The organism is Demequina sp. (genome assembly GCA_024707205.1).
Taxonomy (GTDB): domain Bacteria; phylum Actinomycetota; class Actinomycetes; order Actinomycetales; family Demequinaceae; genus Demequina.
Window position 1 is genome coordinate 674918 of sequence record JANQAD010000001.1, and the last position, 24910, is coordinate 699827.

Here is a 24910-nt window from a genome sequence, read left to right on the forward strand (position 1 = left end):
CACGCCTGAGGGCGGTCCGGCTGCGGCCGGGCCGCCCTCTTGCTTTGCCTGGGCCGTGCCAGGTGGTGCTCGGGCGCCCAACCGGCCCCAGCGTCGGCCCGCTGCCCAGCTCCCGAATGGGCTCCTAGGGTCACCAAAACGGGATTTCGCGACACTCAGAGCCCATTCCAGGCCGGCGCCAGGCCAGTGGTGGGCCGCCACGCCCGCGCGCCGGCGCGCCCAGCCCGGCCCCGGCGTCGGCTCGCGGAGGCATGCCCGACGCTGCGGCCACCTTGCCCCGTCCCGCGCCGGATACGCTTGGCACCATGGCGCTCAGCATCAAGGGCAAGGCCAGCGTTGGCCTGATCGGACTGCCGTGGGAGATCCCGCTCGAGCATTGGCCGTCCGAGCACATCGCGGCGCTGCCGCGCGGCGTCTCGCGGCACGTGGTCCGCTTCGTGAAGCTCGAGGGCAAGGTGGTCGCCATCAAGGAGACGAACCCCGAGATCGCGCGGCGCGAGTTCAAGCTCCTGCGCCGCCTGCAGACGGCGGGCGCGCCGTGCGTGAAGCCGCTCGCCGTGGTGACCGGACGCGACAGCGTGGACGGCAAGCCGCTTGAGGCGGCGCTCGTCACCGAGCACCTGCAGTTCTCGCTGCCGTATCGCGCGCTGTTCAAGCAGTCGCTGCGCGCGGAGACCGTTGACCGCTTCCTCGACGCGCTCGCCGTGCTGCTTGTGCGGCTGCACCTGCTCGGCTTCTATTGGGGCGATGTGTCGCTCTCCAACGCGCTCTTCCGCCGCGATGCGGAGCAGTTCACCGCCTATCTCGTTGACGCCGAGACCGGCGACCTGCACGAGAAGCTCACGGACGGCCAGCGCGACTACGACCTCGAGCTGGCGCGCACCAACATCATCGGCGAGATGTTCGACCTCGAGGCACAGGGCAGCCTCCACGAGTCCGTCGATCCCATCGCGGTCGCCGACCGGCTCGAGGAGCGCTACCGCGAGCTGTGGCGCGCCCTCACCAAGTCCGCGACGCTCACCTCCAACATCCCGCTCGAGATCGCCAACCGGGTCAAGCAGCTCAACGAGATGGGCTACGACGTCGCCGAGCTCGACATGCGCGAGACCGACGACGGTAACGCCCTCACGATCCGCCCCAAGGTCGTTGACGCTGGCCACCATTCGCGCCGACTCATGCGCCTCACGGGCCTCGATGTACAGGAGAACCAGGCACGACGCCTGCTCAACGACCTCGACGAGCACCGCGCCTACGTGAACCCGAACGACGAAGTCGGATACGCCGCACACCAGTGGCTGCTGAACATCTTCGAGCCCACGGTGCGCGCCGTGCCGCGCGAGTACCGCCAGAAGCTGGAGCCCGCGCAGGTGTTCCACGAGATCCTCGACCACCGCTGGTACCTGGCGCAGGAGGTGGGCCACGACGTGCCGATGTCGGTCGCCGCGGCGAGCTACGTCAAGAACATCCTGCCCAACCGCCCCGACGAGCAGGCGATCCTCGGGACCTCGCTCGCGGAGATGACGGCCGAGCTTCCCGCGCTCACCGCGGAGGTCGAGGCACGCGCCGCCGCCGCCGAAGAGGAGAACGAGGACAACATGGGCGGCTGGGGTGGCATCGAGGAGCCCCCTGCCCCGGAGGTTGTCCGACGCTCCACTCGCGTGCCGCTCGACGGCGACAATTAGGAGCGGGTTGCGTTCGCAGCCGCGCGGCTGGCCTCGTACAGCGCGATCGACGCGGCGACGGACGCGTTGAGGCTCTCCGTAGTCGCGGCGATCGGGATGGACGCGACCTCGTCGCACGCCTCGCGGACCAGGCGCGATAGCCCCTCGCCTTCGGCGCCGACCACGATCACGAGCGGCCCGTCAAGCAGCGTGGACTCGGGAAGCGACACGTCGCCGCCAGCGTCGAGGCCCAGCACGAACAGCCCGGCCCTCTTGTAGTCCTCGAGCGTCCTGGTGAGGTTGGTGGCGCGCGCCACGGGGATGCGCGCGGCGGCCCCGGCCGAGACCTTCCAGGCCGCGACGGTCACGCCCGCGGCCCTGCGCTCGGGCACCACGATGCCGCTGGCCCCGAACGCGGCGGCGGACCGCATGATCGCGCCGAGGTTGCGCGGGTCCTGAATGTGGTCACACACCAGGATGCGCACGGGGCTCGGCGCCTCGAGCAGGTCCTCGGGGTCCTTGTACTGGTACGGCGGCACCTCGAGCGCGATGCCCTGGTGGGTCTGCCCGTCGGCAAGCTGATCGAGCCGCGCCTTGGTCGCGTCGCGAACCTCAACACCCTGCTCCACTGCCAGGGATACGAGGGACGTCACCCTGTCGTCGGCGTCGATGCGGTTGTAGACGTGCAGCACGTTGGCGGGGAGCTGAGTACGCAGCGCCTCGAGCACGCTGTTGCGACCCACGATGAGCTCGTGGTTGCCGGAGCTCCGCTCGCGCGGCCCCCGCTTAGGTGAGGCAGGCGCCTTGGCCGCGGCAGCGTCGGACCGCTGCTTGGCCTTATAGGCCTTGTGATTGGGGCGGTCCTCCGCCTTTGGCGTTGGGCCCTTGCCCTCGAGGGCCCTGCGGCCGTGGCCGCCAGTGCCGACGGTCGCGCCCTTTTTCGAGCCCGCGTTGCGTGTTGCGCCGCGGCGCTTCGAGTTTCCAGCCATGCGTCAAGGGTACCGGCGCAGCCCGACGCTGTTGCCGGGTGGGCGGCAACCCCACCTAGGAGAGCGACCAGCGAGCGCCGTCCGGCGCGTCCTCGATGGCAATGCCGGCGGCCGCGAGCCGGTCGCGAATCGCATCCGCCGCGGCCCAGTCGCGCGCAGCGCGCGCCGCCGCCCGCGCTTCGAGGTCCGCCTGTACCAGTGCGTCGAGGGCGGCCAGCGCGGCGGAGCCCTGCTCCGAGCCCGCCCACTCGGGGGCGAGCGGATCCAGCCCAAGCGCGTCGAGCATCGCCCGCGCCTCGAGCAGCGCGGTCGTGAGCGCCGCGTCGTCACCGGAGGCGAGCGCCGCGTTGCCCGCCCGCACGGTCTCGTGGATCACCGCCATGGCGCGCGGAACCGAGAGGTCATCGTCCATGGCCTCCACAAAGGCGACGGGCACGGCGGACCCGGCAACAGCGTCGGGCTGGCCCACCTTCTCCCCAGCCCGCGTCACGAATCCCACGAACCGCTCCCACTGGGCAAGCGCCTCGTCGAGCGTCGAATCTGTCCACTCGAGCATCGAGCGGTAGTGCACGGACGCGAGCGCGAGCCGCAGCGCGGCGGCGGGATACGCGGCGAGCACCTCGGACACCAAGAGCCCATTTCCCAGGGACTTCGACATCTTGGCCCCGGACTGCGTCACCCACGCCGAGTGCATCCACAGCTGCGCGAACCCGTACCCCGCGGCGCGCGACTGCGCCTGCTCGTTCTCGTGGTGCGGGAAGCGCAGGTCGAGGCCGCCGCCGTGGATATCGAACGTGTCGCCCAGATACCGCTGCGCCATCGCGGAGCACTCGATGTGCCAGCCGGGCCGCCCAAGGCCCCACGGCGAGTCCCACGAGGCGGTCTCGGGCTCAGAATCCTTGCGCGCCTTCCAGAGCGCGAAGTCGCGGGGGTCGCGCTTGGCGACCTCAGGCGCGTCCTCGGCGGGCGCCAGGTCTTCGAGCGACTGGTTGGTCAGCGCGCCGTACTCCGCGAACGAGTGCACGTCGAAGTAAACGGACCCATCCTTTTCGTAGGCATGACCGTTGTCGATGAGCCGCGATACCAGGGCGACGATCTCCGGAATGTGCCCCGTGGCGCGCGGCTCGGCCGCGGGCTCGCGCACGCCAACCGCACGGTACGCGGCCTGGAACTCGCGCTCATAGCGCAGCGCCCACTCCCACCACGGCACGCCGGCCTCGGCGCCCTTGGCGAGGGTCTTGTCGTCGATGTCGGTCACGTTCCGCACCATCGTCACGTGATAGCCCGAACGCTCAAGCCACCGCTGCAGCACGTCGAACGCGACGGCCGCGCGCAGGTGCCCAACGTGCGGCGCGCTCTGCACGGTGGGCCCACACACGTACATGCCGACCTCACCTGGGGTCAGCGGCACAAAGGGCCGCTCCTCGCGGGTGGCGGTGTCGAACAGTCGCAGGCTCACGGGAGCCAGCCTAGGGCGTGCGCACCAGCGCCGACGCTATGGCGGCGATCCCCTCGCCGCGCCCCGTGAGCCCGAGCCCGTCCGTGGTGGTGCCGGCTACCGTGACCGGGGCGCCGACGGCCGCGCCAAGGGCCGCTTCCGCCTCGCCCCTGCGGGGGGCCAGTCTTGGTCGGTTGCCGATGACCTGGATCGACACGTTCTCAATTTCCCACCCGGCTTCGCGCACCAGTCGCGCGGTCTCGGCCAGCAGGGAGATGCCCGACGCTCCCGCAAGTTCCGGCCGATCCACGCCGAATACGTGGCCCACGTCCCCTAGTCCCACGGCGCCGAGGAGCGCGTCACAGGCGGCGTGGGCGGCGACGTCGCCGTCCGAATGGCCGGCGAGCGCCGGCTCGTCTGGCCAGAAGAGCCCCGCGAGCGACAGCCCAAGGGACTCGCCGAACGCGTGAACGTCAGTGCCGATGCCGGTGCGGTAACTCATGAATTCTCCGCGATGAAGGTCGCGAGCGCGAGGTCGCCCGCATGCGTCACCTTAAGTCCCCACGGGTGCCCATCGGTGGCGACCACGCGGTAGCCGAGCTCGCGCACCAGCGCGGCATCGTCGGTGGCTTCGCGGCCAACGCTCGCCTCGTGCGCCGCGATCAACACCCGCGCACGGAACACCTGAGGGGTCTGCACCGCGCGCACGGTGTCGCGGTCAACGCCGTGGCCGTACTCCCCGAGGGCGCCGGGGGCGGAAACCAGCGTGTCGACGACGGGCACGACGGGAACGGCGGCGTCGGCGCCACCCTCCACGGCGGCGACCGCGTCTCGCATCACGCTCGTCGGCATGAACGCTCGCGCCGCGTCGTGGACCAGAACGATGTCGTCCGGATCCAGGCCCCCGTGGGGAGGCCAACGCGGAAAGCCCTGCCCAGACGGAGGACTGCCGGGATTCTCCCCGGCCACAACGTCGGCCCTCCCCTCGACTGCCTCGGCGAAGGCGGACAGCTGCTCGGGCACGGCGGTCACGACGATCCGAGAGGTGAGGGGCGCGATGCGATCGAGCGCGTAGGCCAGCAGAGGCCTGCCGACGACGGGAACGAGGGCTTTGGGGGTCGCGCTACCCAGGCGGGTACCGCGACCGGCGGCGGTGACGACCGCCGCGATCGTCACGAGGCGAGGACCTCGTCAAGGCGGACGCCAGCGGCGGCCTCGTCGCTCTTCTCGGCGAGCGCGAGCTCGCTCACGAGAATCTGACGGGCACGCAGGAGCATCCGCTTCTCACCGGCGCTGAGTCCCTTGTCGGTGTCGCGGCGGCTCAGATCGCGAACAACTTCTGCGACGCGAATAACGTCTCCGGACGCAATCTTTTCGCCATTTGCCTTGAAACGACGCGACCAGTTGGTGGGCTCTTCAACGTAGGGCTCACGCAGCACGTTGAACACGCGCTCGAGACCCTTCTGGTCCACGACGTCACGCACGCCAACGAGGTCGACGTTCTCCGCCGGCACCTTGATGATGAGGTCACCCTGCGCCACACGGAGTTCGAGGTAGGTCTTCTCCTCCCCCTTGACCGTGCGCTTGAAGATGTCTTGAATGGTCGCCGCACCATGGTGCGGATAGACGACGGTCTCGCCGACGACGAAATTCATCTGTAGTGCTCCCCATCTTTTGCGGATTCCATTCTACCATCGCCGCACACACCAAAAACAGCGGCAGTTATTTGGGCGGATACCGGGGGTATCGGGCCGCCCAGTCCGTGTGGTCCGGACTCTCCGGGTGCCGGTATTCTTGACCCGACAAGCTCCCGGAAGGATCCGCGTTGAAGTCCACCGTTCTCGCTCGCGTTGCCGCCCTCGCGGCCGTCGCCATCGCCCTGAGCGCGTGCTCCGTGATCAACCCGATCACCACGCAGAAGGAGTACCAGGCGTCAGACGGCATCGACGTGACGCTCAGCGACAACGCCGAGGCGCTCAACCTGCTCGTGGTGACCACCGCCAAGGACGCGCCGGCCGTGCTGACCGGCTCGATCCACAACGGCGGCACCGACGACATCACGGTCACACTCAGCATTGACGGCTCGAACGCGGCGAACGTCACGGTGGCAGCCGGCAGCACCGTCAAGCTCGGGACCGGCGACGGTGAGCAGCTGATTCAGGGCGCATCGCCCGCGGCCCCAGGCGGCCTCGCGTCCGTGTGGGTCGGCACCGAGGAGTTGGGCGCCATTCAGGTTCAGGTTCCCGTCGTCGATGGCACGCTGGCGCCGTACGACCAGATCGTCGACTCCATCCCGCCGCTGCCGATCGTCACGCCAACGCCGTCCCCGAGCCCCTCGGTGAGCCCCACCTCCTGACGGCGGGGCACCCGACCCGGCCCCAGCGTCGGGCCGCGACAGAGCCCTCCTCCACACAATTTGCGCAACGCCCCAAAGCCGCAGGGCGTCTACCAGGAACGTCGCAAGACGGCCCGACGCTCCACACCCCCTTTGTGTGGAGGAGGACCGTGGCGGGGGCTGGTTACCCGAAGCGACCGGAGATGTAGTCCTCCGTCGCCTTCTCCGAGGGCGATGAGAACATCGCACGCGTGTCGTTCATCTCGATGAGCTTGCCCGGCTTGCCGGTGCCCGCGATGTTGAAGAACGCGGTGCGGTCGGCGACTCGCGCGGCCTGCTGCATGTTGTGCGTGACGATGACGATCGTGTAGTCCTCCTTGAGCTCCTGCATGAGGTCCTCGATCGCCAGAGTGGAGATGGGGTCGAGGGCCGAGCAGGGCTCGTCCATGAGGAGGACGTCGGGGCGGATGGCGATCGCGCGCGCGATGCACAGGCGCTGCTGCTGGCCGCCGGAGAGAGAAGAGCCGGGCTTGTCGAGGCGATCCTTGACCTCTTCCCAGAGGTTGGCGCCGCGCAGCGAGGTCTCCACGAGCTCTTCGGACGCCGCCTTGGAGACGCGCTTGTTGCTCAGGCGGTAGCCGGCGAGCACGTTCTCCGAGATGGACATCGTGGGGAATGGGTTGGGGCGCTGGAACACCATGCCGACGTGACGGCGGACCGCGACCGGGTCGATCCCCGGGGCGTAGAGGTTGACGCCGTCCATGAGCACCTCACCCTCGACGCGGGCGCCGGGGATGACCTCGTGCATGCGGTTCAGCGTGCGCAGGAAGGTGGACTTGCCGCAGCCGGACGGGCCGATGAACGCCGTGACGGATTTGGGCTCGATGGCGAGCGAGATGTCCTCAACGGCCAGGAAGTCCCCGTAGTAGACGTTGAGGTTGTTGACGTCGATGCGCTTGGACACTGTGCTTCCTTACCGGCCCGTCTTGGGCGCGAAGATGCGGGAGATGAGACGCGCAATCAGGTTGAGCGTCATGACGATGAGGATGAGGACCAGGGCGGCGGCCCACGCGCGGTACTCGGTGATCTCGGGGATGCAGACGGCGCTTGGGTCGTTGCAGACCGCGTCGCCCTTGCGCCACTCGGAGACAATGTAGACCGGCAGGGTCATCATGCGGCCGTCGAAGAGGTTGAGGTTCATGGAATCCGCAAAGCCCACCGCAACGAGCAGCGGCGCGGTTTCGCCGATCACGCGCGCGATGGCGAGGGTCACGCCGGTTGCGAGTCCCGCGATCGCCGTGCGCAGCACCACCTTGAGGACCGTGAGCCACTTGGGAACGCCAAGGGCGTACGAGGCCTCGCGCAGCTCGTTGGGGACCAGGCGCAGCATCTCCTCGGACGCCCTCACCACCACGGGGATCATGAGCACCGAGAGCGCAATGGCTCCCACGAAGCCCGTCTTTGTCCCTGGTCCCATGACGATTGCGGCGAGCGCGTAGGCGAACAGGCCCGCGACGATCGACGGAATGCCGGTCATGACGTCAACGAAGAACGTCACCGAGCGCTTGAGCCGGCCCTGGCCGTATTCCACGAGGTACACGGCGGTGAGGATGCCGATCGGCACCGAGATGACAGCCGTGGCGAGCGTGATGAGAACCGTGCCCCAAATGGCGTGCAGAGCGCCGCCCGCTGGAGCGCCGCCGACGACGCCGCGCATCGACTGCTGGAGGAAGTCGAGGTTGAAGTTGTGCTCGCCGTTCTCGTCGACGAAGAAGCGGTCGATGCCCTTGGAGACAACCGTCCACGAGAGCCACACCAGCGGGATCAGCGCGAGGCCGAAGGCCGAGTAGACCAGGCCGGTGGCCAGCCCATTCTTGAAGCGACGCGAGCCGCTCAGCTGCCCCAGCGTCGTGCTGTCAATGACTGCCATCAGTTGGCTCCTGAGAACTCAGCGCGGCGGGAGACGATCCAGCGGGCAAGCATGTTGACGAGAAGGGTGATGACGAACAGCGCGAGGCCCATCGTGATGAGCGCGCTCACTCCCCAGTTGTTGGCCTCCGGGAACTGCGACGCGATGTACGCGGCGATCGTGTCGTGCTTGCCGGACTGCAGGATGCCGAACGAGAAGCTGAGGCCGGAGGAGAGGATCATGTAGACGGCCATGGTCTCGCCAAGCGCGCGGCCAAGGCCGAGCATCGTGGCGCCGATGACGCCGGAGCGGCCGAACGGGAAGACGGCCATGCGGACCATCTCCCAGCGAGTGGCGCCCATGGCGAGCGCGGCTTCCTCGTGAAGCTTGGGCGTCTGCAGGAACACCTCGCGAGTGACCGCGGTGATGATGGGGATGATCATGATCGCGAGCACGATGCCCGCGGCGAGCGCCACGCGACCCGTTGGTGACGCCTGGCCCGTGTTGGGGTCCGGCGCGAACAGCGGGAACCAGCCAAAGGTGGTGGTCAGCCACGCAAAGAAGGGCCTGAGGAAGGGCACGAGGACGCCGGCGCCCCACAGGCCGTAGACCACGGATGGGATCGCCGCGAGCAGGTCGATGAGATAGCCGAGCCCGGCGGCGAGGCGGCGCGGCGCGTAGTGCGAGATGAACAGCGCGATGCCGATCGCGAGCGGGGTGGCGATCACGAGCGCGATCGCGGAGATCAGCAGGGTGCCAAAGAGCAGATAGCCGATGATCTCGATGAGGCTCTCGCCCTGGTCGGGGCGGATCCAGCTCACGTTCTTGTTGAGCGTCGCCTGGTCAGTGATGGCGGGCCACGCCTCCGCGAGGAGGAAGGTCGCGACGGCGGCGAGCACGATGAGGATGACGACGGCGGAGCCGGTGGAGAGCCCGGCGAAGGTCTTGTTGGCGCGCGAAGGCGTGCTCGCCTCAAGGGGCGTTGGCGGTGGAGCTACATCGGCCCGTGGGGCCTGTGTCTGCGTCACGCGGATTCTCCGTCAGTCAAGCGTGAAGAACGGTGGTGGACTCATCCTCGCGGACGAGCCCACCACCGTCCAATCCGGGTACTACTTGGCAGCGATCTCGGCGAGGATCGACTCGATCTGCGTCGAGAGCTCCGCGGGAAGCGGCGCCGAGCCGGCCGCGGAGGCGGCGGCCGCCTGGCCGTCGGCCGACGCGACGTAGCTGAGGAAGCCCGTCACGTTCGCCTTGGTGGCGGCGTCGGTGTAGGTCTGGCACACCACGGCGTACGAGATGAGGAACAGCGGGTAGGCGCCGGCCTCGGTCGTGGTGCGGTCGATCTTGTAGGCAAGGTCGTTGGCGCCGTTGACGCTGGCGACCGACGAGGCCGCGAGCGCGGTGGCTGCACCCTCCGCGGACGGAGCGGTGAACGCGTCGCCAACCTGGACCGAGACCACGCCGAGCGTGCCGGCCTTGGACGCGTCCGCGTAGCCGATGGTGCCGGGCGTGCTGCTGATCACGTCGATGAGGCCGGACGTGCCCTCACCGGACTCACCGGAAGAGATGGGCCACACCTTGTCCGCGGGGTACGTCCACGCTCCGCCAGAGGCCTTCTCCAGGTAGTCGGTGAAGTTCTTGGTGGTGCCGGACTCGTCGGAACGGTGCACGGTGGTGATGGTCGAGTCGGGCAGCGTCGCGCCGTCGTTGAGGGCGGCGATGGCCGGGTCGTTCCACTTGGTGATCTGGCCGTCGAAGATCTTGGAGATCGTGGCGGCGTCCAGGTTGAGGGAGGTGACACCCTCGAGGTTGAAGACCACCGCGATGGGGGAGATGTAAACGGGAAGGTTGATCGCGCCGTCGGCACCGCAGTACGCCTGGGCGGCCTCGTACTCGTCGGGGTCCTTGAGCGGCGAGTCCGAGCCGCCCACGCGACCGCGCCGGACGTGAAGGCCGTGATGCCGCCACCGGAGCCGACCGGGTCGTAGTTGATCGTGAGGTCGGGGTTCTCGGTCTGGAACGCCGCGCGCCAGGCGTCCATCGCGGACTCCTGCGACGTGGCGCCCGAGCCGTTCAAGGTACCCGAGAGCGAGGCCGGAGCGTCGGTGGCACCGGTGGTCGAGCCCGTGGTGGGGGCGGCGGTGTTCTCGTTGTCCGCGCTGCACGCGGCGAGCGAAAGCGAAAGCACAGCGGCGGCGGCGAGTGCGCCGGCGCGGTAGGCGTTCTTCACAGTCAGTAGTCCTTACGTGTTTCACAACCGGCTCCGTGCCGGATACCTCCACGCTAGGGAGCGAAGGTAACGTCACAAACGTCCATATCTGAACCTTCGGTGAACGTTGAGTGAACGCTCAAGCGGGTCACGCCTCGAACGTGTATCCCACTCCGCGCACGGTCTGGATGAGCTTGGGCTCCGCGGGGTCGTCCTCAACCCTCGCGCGCAGCCTCTTGACGTGCACATCGAGCGTCTTGGTGTCGCCAAAGTAGTCCGCGCCCCACACCCGCTCGATGATCACGTGCCGCGGGAGCACGCGCCCCGCGTTCTGCGCCAGCAGGTTGAGCAGCGCGAACTCCTTGGGCGGCAGCGACAGGGTCTCCCCGTTCTTGCGGACGGTGAGGCGCTCGGCATCGAGCACAAGCGGCCCGACGCTGAGGCGGGTTGGCTCGTCGGGTATCCCCGCCATTCCCACGGCTTGGCGGCGCAGCACCGAGCGGATTCTCGCCACGAGCTCGCGGCCCGAGTAGGGCTTGGTGACGTAGTCGTCCGCACCCAGCTCGAGCCCAATGATCTTGTCTACCTGATCGTCCTTCGCGGTGACCATGATGACGGGCACATCCGTCCGCTCGCGCAGCGAGCGGAACACCTCGGCGCCCGACATACCAGGGAGCATGAGGTCAAGAAGCACAACGTCCGCGCCGCGTCTGGCGAACTCCTCGATGCCCTTGGGTCCCGTCTCGGCGAGCGTGACGGTGAAGCCCTCTCGGCCCAAGAGGAAGTTGAGCGAGTCCCTGTACGACTCCTCGTCCTCGATGACGAGCACGCGTTCGCCTGTCATTCCTGCTCCTCCTGTTGTCCGCCGAGCGGGAGCTTCAGTGTGAACGTCGAGCCGACGCCCGGCGTGCTCCACACCTCCACCTTTCCGTCATGGCGAAGCGCAATGTGCTTGACGATGCTGAGGCCCAGGCCTGTTCCGCCGGTCTCGCGAGAGCGCGCTGGATCCACTCGATAGAAGCGCTCGAAGATGCGTTCCGTCTCCGCGGGCGCGATGCCGATGCCTTGGTCGACCACCGAGATGGAGGCCACCTCGTCCGCGGTCTCGCAGGTGATGATGATGCGTTTACCAGGCTCGGAGTACTGAATCGCGTTCTCAATGAGATTGCGCAGGGCCATCACGAGCAGCTCGTCGTTGCCCAGCACGGTGGCGTCGTCGCGCATCTCCGTTGTCACGGTGATGTTGCGGCTCGACGCTGCACTCGCCGTCGCCTCGAGAGCCTCCTCAACCACGTGCCCAAGCCGAACCGGAGCGGCATCCATGACCGCAGCGTCGGACTGGAGGCGCGTGATCTCGATGATCTCCTGAATGAGGGTGCTGAGGCGCTTGGCCTCCTTGCGCAGCTTCTTGGTGAAGGCGAGCACCATGTCGGGATCGTCGGCGCCGGCCTCAACGGACTCGGCGAGCAGCTGGATGGCGCCGACGGGCGTCTTGAGTTCGTGCGACACGTTGATCGCGAAGTTGCGGCGCATCTGCTCCGCGGCCTGCTGCTCGGTGCGGTCGGCGATGAGGGCGAGCACGGTCTCGTCGTCGATCACGCACACGCGCGCCTGCAGCGTGCGGCTCGACGCGAGCACGCCGCGCTGAACCTCGATGTCTTCCTCGATGATCTCGTTGTGGTTCCAGGCGATCTCGGCGAGGCGGGCCAATTCTGGATGCAGGGCGCCGTCTGGGCGAGCGACGCCGAGGGCGAGGGCCGCGTTGTTGCAGTAGGCGCTCCTGCGGTCGCGGCGAACGATCACGGCGCCACCCGGCATCACGGACAGCACCTGGCGCGTGCGCGCAGGGACAAGGGTGTTGCTCGTGGCGCGCGAGCGGCCGCCCGAACGCGCCGACCACAGACCGGCACCCAGCCCAACGCCCATAGCAACGACCACGAGCAACCACGCTACGGGGGTCATGCGCACACCCTAACTACGAGGGCCCGAGTTCACCGAATGTTCAGGCGCTTCACCAAATGTTCACCGTAGTTGGCACGGATTCCGGCCAACCCCAAGTGGGACGGTGCCAGACTTGATGCCAACACGCACGGGCGTCTTTGTTGCCTCCACATGAGGCGGCGCCACCAAGGAGAGACATGCGCACGATCTTCACTGCCGAGATGTCGGAACTGCGGGACGACCTCATCGCCATGAGCCAGCTGGTTGCCAAGGCGATCGCCGACGCGTCCGACGCACTCCTCACGGAGAACATCGAGCTCGCCCAGTCGGTGATCGCGGCCGACGCCAAGCTCGACGACCTCGAGGAGACCGTCGACGAGCGCTGTGTTCTGCTCATCGCGCAGCAGCAGCCAGTTGGCCTCGACCTGCGGACGATCATCGCCTCGCTGCGCATCTCGGCTTCGCTTGAGCGCATGGGTGACCTCGCGCAGCACATCGCTGAGTCCGCTCGCCGCGCCTATCCGGGGTCCGCGGTCCCCGTGGGGCACCGGGAGATCGTGGAGGGCATGGCCGCTGCCGCGCGGGAGGCAGCGGGCGAGGTGCAGGCCCTGCTCGAGACGCGCGACCTCAACACCGCCGCGAACCTCGTTGCCGACGACGACACCCTCGACGAGTTGCACGCCAAGGCCTACGCCTCGCTCCTTGCCGACGACTATGACGGCGACGCCCAGACCACGCTCGACATTGCGCTGCTCGCCCGGTACTACGAGCGGTTCGGCGACCACGCGGTGAGCGTGTCCCGCAGGATCGTGTACTTGGTGACTGGGGATCACGGCGGAGACGGCGCCAAGATCTAGTTGGCGCCCCGGGGTGTGCGCCCACCCGCGGTTTAGGCAGCTCACGCATACCAATCCCCGCGAAGCGCGCTCACTTAGGCACGCCACGCATACCTTGCCGTTTGGCCGCGCTTCGCCGGGGAAGGTCGCCCGTGGCTGGTGCTCAGCCCGCTTGGGACGCCGAAGGTATGCGCAGTCTGCCTAAACGGGGTGGAAATGACGGCGCCGGTATGCGCAGTCTGCCTAAACACAGGGGGCGGCTCACCGCGCGGGCCCCGCTGAGCCGCATCCCACGGAGCCGTCTCCCGGGGTTTAGGCAGCTGAGTCCTGCTCTCCGGGTGTCGGGCGGAGGTTCTGGGCAGATCAGTCCTGATGTGGCGGGCTCACGCCGAGCCGTCACCCATCGGCAGTCAAGACCTCGATTCGCGGGGGCACTCAAGCCAAACAGGACTGAGATGCCCAATCCACGCGGGTTTGGCCCATCACCCAGGACTCAGCTGCCTAAACCCAGGGAGCGGTCGCGGCGGGGCTCCGCACCACCCGCACCCCCGCGGCGGGACGGCGCGCGCCGCCCAGACCCCCAAGAAGCAGACGAGGGCCCCGGGATTGCTCCCGGGGCCCTGCTGCATCGGCCCGCAATGAGAGGCTGACCGAAAACTCGATTGGCTACAGCCTACTTCTTTCCTTGGTTCGCCACAGCGGCAATGGACGCAGCCGCCGCAGCCGGGTCCAGGTAGCGCCCGCCGCGCTCCACCGGGGTGAAGTCGTCGTTGAGCTCGTAGTACAGCGGAATGCCAGTGGGGATGTTCACGCCGACGATGTCGTCGTCGCTGATCCCGTCGAGGTACTTGACGATCGCGCGCAGCGAGTTGCCGTGCGCGGCGACCAGCACCGTGCGGCCCGCGACCAGATCGGGCACGATCTCCTCGTGCCAGTACGGCAGCGCGCGCTCGAGCACGTCCTTGAGGCACTCGGTCTGCGGCACCGGCGCACCCTCGTAGCGCGGGTCGCCCTCCTGAGAGAACTGTGCACCCGCCTCGAGCGGCGGCGGCGGCACGTCATACGAGCGGCGCCAGATCATGAACTGCTCCTCGCCGAACTCGGCGAGCGTCTCGGCCTTGTTCTTGCCCTGCAGCGCGCCGTAGTGACGCTCGTTGAGCCGCCAGCTGCGCTTCACAGGAATCCAGTGGCGGTCGGCGGCATCAAGCGCGAGGTTCGCGGTCATGATGGCGCGGCGCAGCAGTGAGGTGTGCACCACGTCCGGCAGCAGCTCCTGCTCCTTGAGCAGCACGCCGCCCAGCGTCGCCTCGGCGCGCCCCTTGTCGTCAAGCGGCACGTCAACCCAGCCGGTGAACAGGTTCTTCTCGTTCCATTCGCTCTCGCCGTGGCGGAGCAGGATCAACTTAAGCGTCATGGTTCTATCCTCGCGTATGCGCGCGCCCGACGCTAACGGCCTTGGTCCTATGCCGTCACGCAGGCGGGGCTTGTGACCGCGACGGCGCGGTAGGGCAGCGCGGCCATGCCGCCAACGGAGTTCTCCGGCGGGAGCGCAAGCACCCGAGCGAGCTCAAAGGACCGCACCTCATGCCCGCGCTCACACCCCACATGCAGCCGGTCGCCGATCACCGCGAAGTACCGCGGCCACTCTCCAACATCGAGGCTGGTGCGGTAACGCGCCTCGCCCTCGGGGCTCAGGTCGAAGACGGCGATCACGTCGACGCCACGAACGGACACGAGCAGCACGTCCTCGCCCACGAGCGTCACATGAGCCTCGTAGATGTCGTCGCCAGTGCGCTGCGGAGCCCTCGTTGTGGGGACCTCCGCGATGACATCCGCCTCCGCGTCACCCGGCGACCACCGCAAGGTGCGCAGCTGGTGGTCGAGCTCGCACACCAGGTAGATGTTCTCCCCGCGCACCGCGAAGTGCCGCGGCCCGCTGCCAGGGGGAAGGGTCGCCCCGATGCCGTCCGGCTCCAGGAGCCCGTCCTCGAGCACGAGGTAGCGACGCAGCTCATCGGTGCCCAGGTCCGCCACCAGCACGTGCCGACCCCCAGGTGCGTAGCCCGCGAAGTGCGCGTGCGGGCCCTCCTGGCGGTCCTCGCGCGGCCCGGAGCCGGTGTGCCCCAACAGCTGCTGCGGCGAGCCATCCACGGGCAGTCCGTCCTCGCCCAACCGCACCACCGCAACGTCCCCCGAGCCGTAGTGCGAGACGTAGGCGACCCCAGAGTCGGGCGCCAGAAGGATGTGGCACGCGTCCACGCCCCCGGTCGCCACCGACACGGCCACGCGCGCCGCGGCGCCGCTGACGTCGATCACGTGGAGCGAGCTCTCGGAAGACTCGCTCACCGCGTAGATCAGGGGCAGCGACGGATGCGCAACCACAAACGAGGGTGCGTCAAGCGACAAGGCGAGCGCGGCGTCGGGCCCGTGCTGGAGGTACAGCCCTTCGCCCTGCCCTACGGGCGTGCCAAGGCCGAGCGGCGGGTACGTGCCCCACCAGAGAGATTCGCTCACTTGCTGGCGGCGTATGCCTCACGGATCTCCGCGGAAACGCGACCGCGCTCGGAGACCTTATAGCCGTTCGCCTTGGCCCACTCGCGGATCTTGCTCGCGTCCGACCCGACCCGGCTGCGCCCACGCCCAGCCGCACGACGACCGCTCACGCGACGACCGGCCGCGACCCACGGAGCGAGCGCGTCGCGCAGCGCGGCCGCATTCTTGTCGGAAAGGTCAACCTCGTAGCCAACGCCGTCGAGCGAAAAGCTCACGGTCTCCGTGGCGCTGCCGCCGTCAACATCGTCAACGAGAACAACCTGAACCCTCTGAGCCATTGCAAAGCCTTCCGATTTCCCCCGAGAGATTGGTTTAGCAACGCCATCGTAGTCACCGGCAATAGCGCCGTGTCAATTTCTAGGCGTTTTCCGCCGGTTTCTTTTCGCCATTGCCCGACGCTTCGGCCGCGCGGCGCGCATCCTCGGCATCGATGCGGGCGATTTCGGCGCGCTCGCGCCTATCGGCGCGAATAACGGCGCGCATCACGTACCAGAAGATGAGGCCGATCCCGACGGACGGGAGGACGCTGATGAGCACAGCTTCAAGGCCGGTCATGACTCCTCCGGCTTCACGAGCGGGAACAGAATGGTCTCGCGGATGCCGAGCCCGGTCAGCGCCATGAGGAGTCGGTCGACCCCAAGGCCCATTCCGCCGGACGGCGGCATCGCGTACTCCATGGCCGCGAGGAAGTCCTCGTCAAGCTTCATGGCCTCATCGTCTCCCTGCGCCGCCATGGCCGCCTGTTGGGCGAAGCGCTCGCGCTGAATGACAGGGTCCACGAGCTCCGAGTACGCCGTGGCGAGCTCGAAACCCCGCACGTAGAGGTCCCACTTCTCGACCACGCCGCGCTGCGTGCGGTGATCGCGCGTGAGGGGGCTGGTCTCCACTGGGAAGTCGCGGACGAACGTGGGCGCGTGGAGGTCGTCGCCCACGTAGTGCTCCCACAGCACCTCCACGAGCTTGCCGTGGTTGATGCGCTTGGGGTCCACGGAGAGGTCCGCGGCGGCGAGCAGCTGCGTGAGCCGTTCCAGTGTGGTCTCCGGCGTCACCTCTTCACCGATCGCGGACGAAAGCGACCCGTACATCGTGATGTCCGCCCATTCGCCGCCGAGGTCGTATTCCTCGCCGTCGGCGAGCGTCACGACTTGAGTGCCGAAGACGTCCTGCGCGGACTGCTGGATGAGGTCCTTGGTCAACACCGCCATGGTGTTGTAGTCGCCGTACGCCTCATATGCCTCGAGCATGGAGAACTCGGGCGAGTGCGAAGAATCGGAGCCTTCGTTGCGGAAATTGCGGTTGATCTCGAATACCTTCTCGATTCCGCCAACTGCCGCCCTCTTGAGGAACAGCTCGGGGGCGATCCGGAGGTAGAGATCAATATCGAAAGCGTTCATGTGCGTGACGAAGGGGCGGGCGGCCGCGCCGCCCGCCTGGGTCTGCAGCATGGGGGTCTCCACCTCGAGGAAGCCGCGCTCGTGGAGCGATTCGCGAATGCTCCGCACCACGAGCGCGCGGCGGCGCACAGTGTCCCGCGCGAGCGGGCGCGCGATGAGGTCAACGTAGCGGTGGCGCACCCGCGACTCTTCGCTGAGCTCCTTGTGCAGAACCGGCAGCGGGCGGAGCGCCTTCGCGGCCAGCCGCCACTCGGTCGCGAACACAGAGATCTCGCCGCGGCGGGACCTGCCCACCGGTCCCTGTGCGAACAGGTGGTCGCCCAAGTCGACGTCGGACTTGAAGGCGGCAAGAGCGTCGGGCCCAACGGCGTCGAGCGAGAGCATCAGCTGAAGCCGCTCCCCCGCGCCGTCCTGAATGGTCGCGAAGCACAGCTTGCCGGTGTTGCGGATGAAGACAACGCGGCCGGCGACGCCGACGACGTCCGTGGTCTCCTCGCCGTCCTCGAGATCCGCGTACCGCGCGCGCACGTCCGCGATCTGTGCGGTGACGGGCACGCCAACGGGGTACGCCTCACCGCCGTTCGCGATGATCTTGGCGCGCTTCTCCAGCCGCACCTGGATCTGCTCGGGCAGGTCGGCGTCTGGGGTGTCGGTGGGCTCGTTGGTCACGGCATCAAGGGTACCGGCGCGTATGGGTGCGCAGGATTCAGAGCAGATCCAGCGCGATGTCGAGGATAGGGCTCGAATGCGTGAGCCCGCCAACACTCATGAAGTCGACGCCCGTCTCGGCCACGGACCGCGCGTTGTCCAGGGTCAGCCCACCGGTCGCCTCGATCCACACCTTGCCGATCTCCGGCTCGCGCGCGCGCAGCCTCACCACGAACTGTGCCATGTGGCCCGTGGACATGTTGTCCAGCATCAGGAAGCGGACGCCCGCCGCGAGCGCCTCCTCCACCTGCGACCAGCTTTCGACCTCGACCTGCACGGGCACGTCGGGGAACCGCGCGGTGATCGCCTCCACCGCGGCCGTCACCGACCCCGCGGCCACCACGTGGTTGTCCTTGACCATCGCGCAGTCGAACAGCCCCATGCGCTTGTTGACCCCGCCGCCGCACCTGACCGCGTACTTCTCGAGCTCGCGCAGGCCGGGCGTGGTCTTTCGCGTGTCGAGCACGCGAGCGCCGGTTCCCGCGAGCGCGTCCGCCCACTTGCGCGTGTGCGTCGCCACGCCCGACGCCCTGCTCAGCAGGTTGAGCGCCGTCCGTTCCCCAACGAGCACCACGTGCCCGGCGCCGCTGAGCTCCGCGAGAGTGGCGCCCTTGGCCACGGCAGCGCCGTCCTTGACACGCGCTTCCACGGCCACCGGGTCCATCCCAAAGCGCCGCGCTACCTGGGCCATCGTCTCGGCGACGGCGTCGATGCCCGCGACCACGCCGTCGGCCCTCGCCACGATGCTGCCGCGCACCCACGAGCTGGTGGGAATCGTGGCCTGAGTGGTGACGTCCCTGCCGGGCGCGGGGCCAAGATCCTCGTCGAGCGCGGTGGTCACGATTCGCGCAAGAAACACCGGGTCGAGCGGGCGGTCCTGGGGAAGCTCCTCTGGCATCAGCACGCCTCCATTGTGGCGCGTGCGCTACACCTGGTATCCGCGTTCCGCCCAGTAGCGGCGATATTCCTCGAGTTGGCGCTGGTATTCGGCCTGCGCCCGTGCCGCCTCCGCTGCCCGACGCTGCCCCTCCTCGAGCGACAGCCTCACCCGGGTACGCAGGTCGTTGGCGACTTGGTCCCCCGCGTCCACGGCGTCCGCAAGGTCCACGAGGAGCGCCTCGTGGGTGCGCTGGACCGGCTTGGCGGCGGGGCCGTACGCGCCCACCGCCTCGCGGCGGCGGCGCCTGCGGGCGCGCAGCGTTCCACCGAGGCCTTCGGCCCACTCTCGGGGAGGGTGCCGGCCTCCACCTCGCCGTTGAGCACGGTCGCCACCCACGCGTGCTCCGCGCGCCGTGCAAGGTGGATGACGAGCCACAGCAGGAACGGGATGCACGTTGCGAAGGCCATGCGGGACAAGATGCCTGGCAGAACGGGAGAGTTCCAGAGGAAGTGCACGCCGTATGCGAGGGCGAGGCAAAGGAGTCCCCAGCCATAGCGTCGGGCCTGGGGGCGACCGAAGAGAAAGCCGAGCGCGGCGCCGGTGAACGCGGTGAAGATCGCGTGCGAGACGGGCCAGAACAGCCCCGTGCGTAGCAGATAGGTCACGAGGGTGGCGATGGGCTGGCTCTCGCCAAAGCTCATGGTGGTGATGTTGAACGCGTAGATGACGTTCTCGGTGAGCAGGAATCCGAGGCCGACAAGCGCCCCGAGCAGCAGCCCGTCCATGGCCGTGCGCAGCCACGAGCGCGCCGCGAAGATCACGGCGACCACGCCAAGCAGCTTTCCGGTCTCCTCGGTGAGCGGGGCGGCGATGGCGGCGCCCCACTCGTTCGCGAAGTCGAGGCTCACGTGCTGAGCGAGGAGCAGGATGATGGCGCCGTTGGCGTTGAGCGCGAAGACGCCGGTGGCGACCACCGCACCCCAGATCACGGCCGCGAGAGCCGCAGAGCGCGCGGGCCGGGTCACGATCTGCATGCCCTTCACCAGGAACCAGACGAGCACGAACATCGGGGCCGAGAGCAGCACCGCGAGCGCGCCCGTCACCGCGAAGCGCTGAAATGCCGGCGCGAGGCCGGTCGCCAAGACCCATGCGCCGGCCGCGGTGAAGACGACAAGCAGCCACCACCCAGGGTTGCCTGGGTTCCACAAGCGAACCGTGGCGCTGCGGCGTGCGATCTCCTTCATGGTCGGGGCCCCTGAGCCTCCGGGAACACCTGCGGGTCCCGCGGGACGTCATCGACGCTGACCACGCCAACGTCTACCGATGACTTCATGGCGGCGATGTCGTCTGCGTGATCGGCCATTGCTGCCGCAGGCCCCGTGGTGCGCAGCAGCGCGACTCCGACGTCCTCGCGCACCACCATCAACTCGCCGGGATCGCTGCCCAGAGTGAAGTCGATGACGTACTCGGTTCGCGGGATCGTCTGCGTCGGGGTCTTGGCGGGATCGAGCGTGACGAGGGCGTCATCGCTCGGGGCGTCGGGGATCTGGCCAACCGTTGCCCCCGCCTCCTCCAAGAGCTCGGCCATGCGCGCCAGCAGGTCCGCGCTGGAGCCGAACCACACGCCATCGCTGAGTCGGACCGTCACGCCGTCGCTGGTCACGACCGGACGGGACGACACGGCCGCGTCGAGGTCAAGGGTCCAGCCCTGCGCGGGCGCGAACGAGGCCGTCGTTGCGGTGACCCGCTCGCCCGGCTCCACGGGACGGGTCGTCGAGGCGAGTCCCGGGAGTGCAGGAACCACGAACAGCGCGAGCAGCCCCAGCGCGACCACCACGGGGACCCACACGCTCGCGCGCCATGGCTTCGCGGTAATCACGGGCCAACGCTAACAGCGGGCGCTCACCCAGGGACTTCGGTCCCTATCCCCCGCGCCGCGCGCCAGTAGCGTGAAAGTGGCGTCGTCTATGACGGCGCCGGGCCCGCTGCTCGGTCGCCCGAGCCGCGAGCCTTCCTCACACGCGACGGCGGGCGGCGCAGGTCGCCCGTCGTTGTGTGGCACGGGTCGCGTCGTGCGGCCCGACGCTGTGGCTAAGCCAGTTCGAGCGGCGCCTCAGTGAGGTGCAGCTCCCCGTCCGGGTCCAGCGTGGCCACGAGCCGCACTCGCCACCGGTCGTCCGTGGCGGGGTAGTCGCTGCGGACGTGACCGCCGCGGGTCTCCGTGCGCGTCAGTGCGGCACTGGAGAGGATCGAGGCGGTGGCGAGCACGTTCGAGGTCTCCCACTCCGCCACCTGCGGCATCACGGCTCCAGGCTCGGAGGTGTGGAAACGGCCGCGAATGCCCGCGAGGCGCGACACCGCGGTGGCGAGGCCCTCCATGTCGCGGATCGGACCTGCGCCGTCGTGGGCCACCGCCTGAATCTTGCGTCGCATCGTGGCCGGCACCAGGGACGTTGGCGCCGGGCGGTCTACGGGCTCCGCCTGGGTAAGCACGCCGTCGGCCACCAAACCGGCTGCATCCGTCGCCGCGCGCTTGGCGAAGACCAGGCCCTCGAGCAGCGAGTTCGAAGCGAGGCGATTGGCGCCGTGCACGCCCGTGCATGCGGCCTCGCCGATCGCGTAGAGGCCCTGCTGGGTGGAGCGGCCGTTGAGCTCGGTGAGGATGCCGCCAGAGTGGAAGTGCTGCGCGGGCGCTACCGGAATGAGGTCGCGGCCCATGTCGATGCCCCGCTCCTCGAGCCGCGCCCAGATGGTGGGAAAGCGCTGCTTGAGGAACGCGCCGCCGAGGTGGCGGCAGTCGAGGAAGACGTTGTCCGAGCCGTCCTCCTTCATCTGCGCCACGATGTTGCGGCTCACGACGTCGCGGGGGGCGAGCTCCGCGAGCTCGTGGCGGCCGACCATGAACCGCTCGCCATCCGCGTTGAGGAGGTAGGCGCCCTCGCCACGCACGGCCTCGGAAATGAGCGGGAGCTGGCCGCGGGCGCCGGAGCCCTCCCACAGCACCGTGGGGTGGAACTGCACGAACTCGATGTCGGCGACGGCGGCGCCGGCCCGGATCGCGGTCGCGATGCCGTCGCCCGTCGCCGAGGCGGGGTTGGTGGACGAGCGGAAGACCTGGCCGATGCCCCCGGTCGCCACGATGACCGCCTTGGCAAGCGCGGCGCCGACGCCGTCTCGCGTGCCCTCGCCGATGACGTGGAGGGTGACGCCGCAGACCTTGCCCGCGCGGCCGTCGGCCGTTGGCGCGGCCGTGAGGAGGTCCACCACCATCGCGTGCTCAATGACCTCGATGCCAGGGTCGTTGCGGATCGCCTCGAGCTGGGCGACCAGCGCGCGGCTGATTTCCGCCCCGGTCGCGTCGCCGCCGGCGTGGACGATGCGGTCGCGGTGGTGACCACCCTCGCGGGTCAGGTTGATGTCGCCAGAGGGGCCGGTGTCGAAGTGCGCGCCGCGCGCCACGAGCTCGCGCACGCGGTCCGGGCCCTCGGTGACGAGCGTCCGCACCGCCTCCTCGCTGCACAGCCCTGCGCCCGCCACGAGGGTGTCCTCGAGGTGCTCTTGCGGAGTGTCCTCGGGGTCGAGCGCGGCGGCGATGCCACCCTGCGCCCACACCGTGGAGCCGGAGCTCAGCACGCCCTTGGTGACCACGAGCACGCGGTCCACCTTTTCGCGGAGCTCGAGAGCGGCGCTCAGCCCGGCGATGCCGGAGCCGACCACGATAACGTCCGCGGTGATGGTCCAGCCGGGCTCGGGCGCGGTGAGGCGGTGAACAAAACGGGTCATGCGCTCAACTTAGCGCGGGCGGGGAGGTGGTCCAGCGTCGGGCTGCAACACTTGGGCGCGGGCCGGGGGAGAATTCCGTCGAATGCCATCTGCCGATCTAGGGCTTCTCCACGCTCACAATTCGCGGTTCGTATGCATACTGACCAAGGTCGTCCTGGTCCCCCGACTCGCGGGCCATCACCACTTCCCCACCGTCCGTAACGGCGACGTTGAAGGTGGACCCATTGCCGATTACGTACCACGTGTTGGTCGAGGCGCGCCAGAACAATTGGCGCCCCGGATAGTCCCCGTCCCATTCGAATGCGAAAACACCACCAGGCACGACCAAGACTTGACCGGCACCGGAGGACTGGTCCGGTTGCAGTGAAAGCGAGGTCACTGGGTCGCCACGCTGGTACACCGTAAGGAAGTGGTCCATGGCCACAGAGTCTGAGTCCGCCTTATATGCCACAGCGACAGTGTCTCCGCAAACACCCACGGAGTCGATGAAGCGACCAGAGACGCTGTCGCTCCACAAGACGGAGTCGCGCTGCACTTCGCCAGCTGCATCGAGGGTCACACCGTGAAGTGTCGCAACTGTGTCCGGGTAACCCGTGCTCACGCGATCGACCATATAGATGAGACGGGGCTGGTCGGCGGGCGCGCACCGATCCAGACGCGAGAATCGAGCAGAGTCAAACGCAACTTCCTGAGGCTTGCTTCCGTCCAACGGCGCGGAAAACACCGAAGCATAGGACTTGTATCCAGCATCCTGCGTCGGATCCGCCCGCGTAACACTCTCAACCCAATAGGCACGATTGCCGACTGCGGTGAGGTAGTTGCTGTCACCGGGCGCAGCGAACGTCAATCCGTCCCAGTCCACAGTGCTCTCGCCCACCTTCACCGGGGTGCCGGCCGGAGCGCGGGCGAACACGTCGTACGAGTCGAGTGTCAGTTGCCCGCTCTCATCGCGGGCGAACCACACGACCGTTCCTCCGGGCGTTAGGACGCGCTCGCCCACGACTCCATTCGCACCGGGGGCCGCCGCCTTCCCCACGAGTAGTGAGTCACCATAGTCGCGCCAAGCGCGCGTATCGGGATTCATCACGCCGACGCCAGCGCCTTCCGTGCCCCACGACCACAGGTCCCCGTAGGGGTCTATCCAGTAGAAGCTGCCCCGCGGGGGTGGGCAATCCGGCCGGAATCGGCAAGTCTGCCAAGGCGCCGCCAGCGCTTGGGTCCTCAATTGCCTCACGGACTGAGACCTCGACGCTCGGTGAGCCTGTCCCGTCCGCACTCGCTGAACTCGTGACAGGAGGCGCAATCGAGGACGGGGGTGGCGCAGTGTCGCAACCGACCAGTACAAGAAGCGCGACGGTCAAGCCAAGGGAAATAGCGGAGATCCGCGTGCGCGTCACCACACCGAGAAGCGATTTGCCGTGGACTTGTAAAATGACGACGACGTCGGGACGTAGATCTTCGCGGAGCTTTCGTAATTGGCCAGTCCGGCGGCGGGGTCCATCATGGACAAATGTCCGCCGTTGTCCGTGTACCCGATTCCAGTCACCCAATGGCCGATCGTGTGACTCACGGGATGATTGTTGTAATGGGGTCCATCTGCGGACTCGCCGGTTGAAACAGCAAAAGGTTCGTTCCCCGAGATAGACAGAATAAACATGTCTTCCAACTGGCTTTGGCTCGTGACTTTGCTCCGCACATAATAGCCGGTATTGGCTCCCGATCGCCAAAGGTTCATTCCGTAGTTCATGTTGTTGCCCCGCGTGGACGTTTCGGTGTTGGCCTCAGTCTTCAGGTAAGTGGAGCTCGCCAAATGCGCTTGGGTGAGCGAAACTCCATCCTTGGCGCCCGTGGTCTTGCCTATGAACTTGAAGGTCATGTATGCGGTGGCGGCCCGCAGTAGTAGTACTTCTGCTGTTGCGCCCACGTCACGCTCAGCGCTTTTGCCACCTGGAAGGACTGCGTCGTAGCGCCTGTGGAGAGCGCTTGCGCACCGACAACCAAGCCAGATGGCACCGCGCTCGCGCCGTAGGTGCTTGCGTATCCTGCGAGTAACTCGTCATAACTGGCACTCGACTTACTCGCGCCATCCAATCTCACGGTGGTACCAGAGCGCGCAGCCTCAATCTTCTGGCGCAATGCGTTGGCCAGTGCCAATTTGTCGCGCGATTGTTGAGTTTCGGGCGCCACGCTCGCCGGAACTTGCACCGAGCCCCCTCCGCCGTCAATATCCGTGGTGTGCGCGTCTGCAATGGCCACGGTGCCGCTCATGACAAT

Annotated in this window: 26 protein-coding genes and 1 pseudogene; 3 read left to right on the forward strand and 24 right to left on the reverse strand. The window is 68.1% G+C overall.

The features are described 5' to 3' along the window. Positions 1-305 precede the first annotated feature (305 nt). A complete protein-coding gene (locus tag NVV57_03460; GenBank protein MCR6711792.1) occupies positions 306-1682 on the forward strand; it encodes a DUF4032 domain-containing protein in 1377 nt (458 codons plus the stop codon). On the opposite strand, the gene rlmB is transcribed toward NVV57_03460, so the two are convergent. The 5 genes from rlmB to NVV57_03485 are packed head-to-tail and all read right to left on the reverse strand — an operon-like array spanning position 1679 to position 5743. Next, positions 1679-2650, reverse strand: coding sequence for a 23S rRNA (guanosine(2251)-2'-O)-methyltransferase RlmB (gene rlmB, locus NVV57_03465; protein MCR6711793.1), 972 nt, complete (start codon positions 2648-2650; stop codon positions 1679-1681). The genes NVV57_03460 and rlmB overlap by 4 nt on opposite strands. A gap of 55 nt (positions 2651-2705) precedes the next feature. Next, the gene (gene cysS, locus NVV57_03470; GenBank protein MCR6711794.1) at positions 2706-4109 is read right to left on the reverse strand and encodes a cysteine--tRNA ligase; all 1404 of its coding nucleotides are present in this window, start codon (positions 4107-4109) and stop codon (positions 2706-2708) included. A 10-nt stretch (positions 4110-4119) separates the two neighbouring features. Next, a complete protein-coding gene (gene ispF, locus NVV57_03475; GenBank protein ID MCR6711795.1) occupies positions 4120-4590 on the reverse strand; it encodes a 2-C-methyl-D-erythritol 2,4-cyclodiphosphate synthase in 471 nt (156 codons plus the stop codon). Beyond that, complete coding sequence (locus tag NVV57_03480) at positions 4587-5264, reverse strand: 2-C-methyl-D-erythritol 4-phosphate cytidylyltransferase (protein ID MCR6711796.1); 678 nt, start codon at positions 5262-5264, stop codon at positions 4587-4589. Before NVV57_03480 ends, ispF begins: the two co-directional genes overlap by 4 nt. After that, positions 5261-5743 carry a CarD family transcriptional regulator gene (locus tag NVV57_03485; protein MCR6711797.1) on the reverse strand — a complete coding sequence of 161 codons (483 nt, stop codon included), beginning with the start codon at positions 5741-5743 and terminating at the stop codon, positions 5261-5263. Before NVV57_03485 ends, NVV57_03480 begins: the two co-directional genes overlap by 4 nt. Before the next feature lie 170 nt (positions 5744-5913). Between NVV57_03485 and NVV57_03490 the strand changes: the two genes are divergently transcribed. Continuing rightward, positions 5914-6444 (forward strand): hypothetical protein, encoded by a 531-nt coding sequence (locus NVV57_03490; GenBank protein ID MCR6711798.1) that lies wholly within the window; start codon positions 5914-5916, stop codon positions 6442-6444. Between the two features lie 163 nt (positions 6445-6607). Here the strand turns inward: NVV57_03490 and pstB are convergent, their stop codons facing one another. The 6 genes and pseudogenes from pstB to NVV57_03520 all read right to left on the reverse strand — a co-directional run bounded on the left by pstB (position 6608) and on the right by NVV57_03520 (position 12503). Next, positions 6608-7387: a phosphate ABC transporter ATP-binding protein PstB gene (pstB, locus tag NVV57_03495; GenBank protein MCR6711799.1), complete on the reverse strand. Its 780-nt coding sequence runs from the start codon at positions 7385-7387 to the stop codon at positions 6608-6610. A 9-nt stretch (positions 7388-7396) separates the two neighbouring features. Continuing rightward, positions 7397-8353: a phosphate ABC transporter permease PstA gene (gene pstA, locus NVV57_03500; GenBank protein MCR6711800.1), complete on the reverse strand. Its 957-nt coding sequence runs from the start codon at positions 8351-8353 to the stop codon at positions 7397-7399. Then, complete coding sequence (gene pstC / locus NVV57_03505) at positions 8353-9360, reverse strand: phosphate ABC transporter permease subunit PstC (protein MCR6711801.1); 1008 nt, start codon at positions 9358-9360, stop codon at positions 8353-8355. Before pstC ends, pstA begins: the two co-directional genes overlap by 1 nt. Before the next feature lie 81 nt (positions 9361-9441). Next, a pseudogene (pstS, locus tag NVV57_03510) lies at positions 9442-10562 on the reverse strand (phosphate ABC transporter substrate-binding protein PstS). Between the two features lie 127 nt (positions 10563-10689). Further along, entirely contained in the window at positions 10690-11385 is a 696-nt protein-coding gene (locus NVV57_03515) for a response regulator transcription factor (GenBank protein ID MCR6711802.1), read from the reverse strand. Next, the gene (locus NVV57_03520) at positions 11382-12503 is read right to left on the reverse strand and encodes an ATP-binding protein (protein ID MCR6711803.1); all 1122 of its coding nucleotides are present in this window, start codon (positions 12501-12503) and stop codon (positions 11382-11384) included. The genes NVV57_03515 and NVV57_03520 overlap by 4 nt, the downstream gene beginning before the upstream one ends. 176 nt (positions 12504-12679) lie before the next feature. On the opposite strand from NVV57_03520, the gene phoU reads away from it, so the two are divergent. Then, entirely contained in the window at positions 12680-13339 is a 660-nt protein-coding gene (gene phoU / locus NVV57_03525; protein MCR6711804.1) for a phosphate signaling complex protein PhoU, read from the forward strand. 652 nt (positions 13340-13991) lie between these two features. Here phoU and NVV57_03530 read toward each other — a convergent pair. From NVV57_03530 to NVV57_03590, 13 genes are all read right to left on the reverse strand, one after another. Beyond that, complete coding sequence (locus NVV57_03530) at positions 13992-14732, reverse strand: phosphoglyceromutase (protein ID MCR6711805.1); 741 nt, start codon at positions 14730-14732, stop codon at positions 13992-13994. Positions 14733-14779: 47 nt separating this feature from the next. Then, positions 14780-15832 carry a lactonase family protein gene (locus tag NVV57_03535; protein MCR6711806.1) on the reverse strand — a complete coding sequence of 351 codons (1053 nt, stop codon included), beginning with the start codon at positions 15830-15832 and terminating at the stop codon, positions 14780-14782. Further along, a complete protein-coding gene (locus tag NVV57_03540; GenBank protein ID MCR6711807.1) occupies positions 15829-16149 on the reverse strand; it encodes an Lsr2 family protein in 321 nt (106 codons plus the stop codon). Before NVV57_03540 ends, NVV57_03535 begins: the two co-directional genes overlap by 4 nt. A 79-nt stretch (positions 16150-16228) precedes the next feature. Continuing rightward, positions 16229-16426, reverse strand: a complete 198-nt coding sequence (locus tag NVV57_03545; protein ID MCR6711808.1) for a hypothetical protein — start codon at positions 16424-16426, stop codon at positions 16229-16231. After that, entirely contained in the window at positions 16423-17934 is a 1512-nt protein-coding gene (lysS, locus tag NVV57_03550; GenBank protein ID MCR6711809.1) for a lysine--tRNA ligase, read from the reverse strand. Before lysS ends, NVV57_03545 begins: the two co-directional genes overlap by 4 nt. Before the next feature lie 37 nt (positions 17935-17971). Further along, positions 17972-18871, reverse strand: a complete 900-nt coding sequence (gene nadC, locus NVV57_03555) for a carboxylating nicotinate-nucleotide diphosphorylase (protein ID MCR6711810.1) — start codon at positions 18869-18871, stop codon at positions 17972-17974. A 27-nt stretch (positions 18872-18898) separates the two neighbouring features. Then, a complete protein-coding gene (locus NVV57_03560; GenBank protein MCR6711811.1) occupies positions 18899-19021 on the reverse strand; it encodes a hypothetical protein in 123 nt (40 codons plus the stop codon). Next, positions 19018-20097 (reverse strand): PrsW family intramembrane metalloprotease, encoded by a 1080-nt coding sequence (locus tag NVV57_03565; GenBank protein ID MCR6711812.1) that lies wholly within the window; start codon positions 20095-20097, stop codon positions 19018-19020. The genes NVV57_03560 and NVV57_03565 overlap by 4 nt, the downstream gene beginning before the upstream one ends. After that, on the reverse strand, positions 20094-20732 hold the full coding sequence (locus NVV57_03570) for a hypothetical protein (GenBank protein MCR6711813.1): 639 nt from the start codon (positions 20730-20732) through the stop codon (positions 20094-20096). Before NVV57_03570 ends, NVV57_03565 begins: the two co-directional genes overlap by 4 nt. A gap of 212 nt (positions 20733-20944) precedes the next feature. Then, positions 20945-22636 (reverse strand): L-aspartate oxidase, encoded by a 1692-nt coding sequence (locus NVV57_03575; protein ID MCR6711814.1) that lies wholly within the window; start codon positions 22634-22636, stop codon positions 20945-20947. Positions 22637-22733: 97 nt separating this feature from the next. After that, positions 22734-23600 carry a hypothetical protein gene (locus NVV57_03580; GenBank protein MCR6711815.1) on the reverse strand — a complete coding sequence of 289 codons (867 nt, stop codon included), beginning with the start codon at positions 23598-23600 and terminating at the stop codon, positions 22734-22736. Positions 23601-24029: 429 nt separating this feature from the next. Beyond that, positions 24030-24512 carry a C39 family peptidase gene (locus NVV57_03585; protein ID MCR6711816.1) on the reverse strand — a complete coding sequence of 161 codons (483 nt, stop codon included), beginning with the start codon at positions 24510-24512 and terminating at the stop codon, positions 24030-24032. Continuing rightward, on the reverse strand, positions 24509-24904 hold the full coding sequence (locus NVV57_03590) for a hypothetical protein (GenBank protein ID MCR6711817.1): 396 nt from the start codon (positions 24902-24904) through the stop codon (positions 24509-24511). Before NVV57_03590 ends, NVV57_03585 begins: the two co-directional genes overlap by 4 nt. Positions 24905-24910 lie beyond the last annotated feature (6 nt).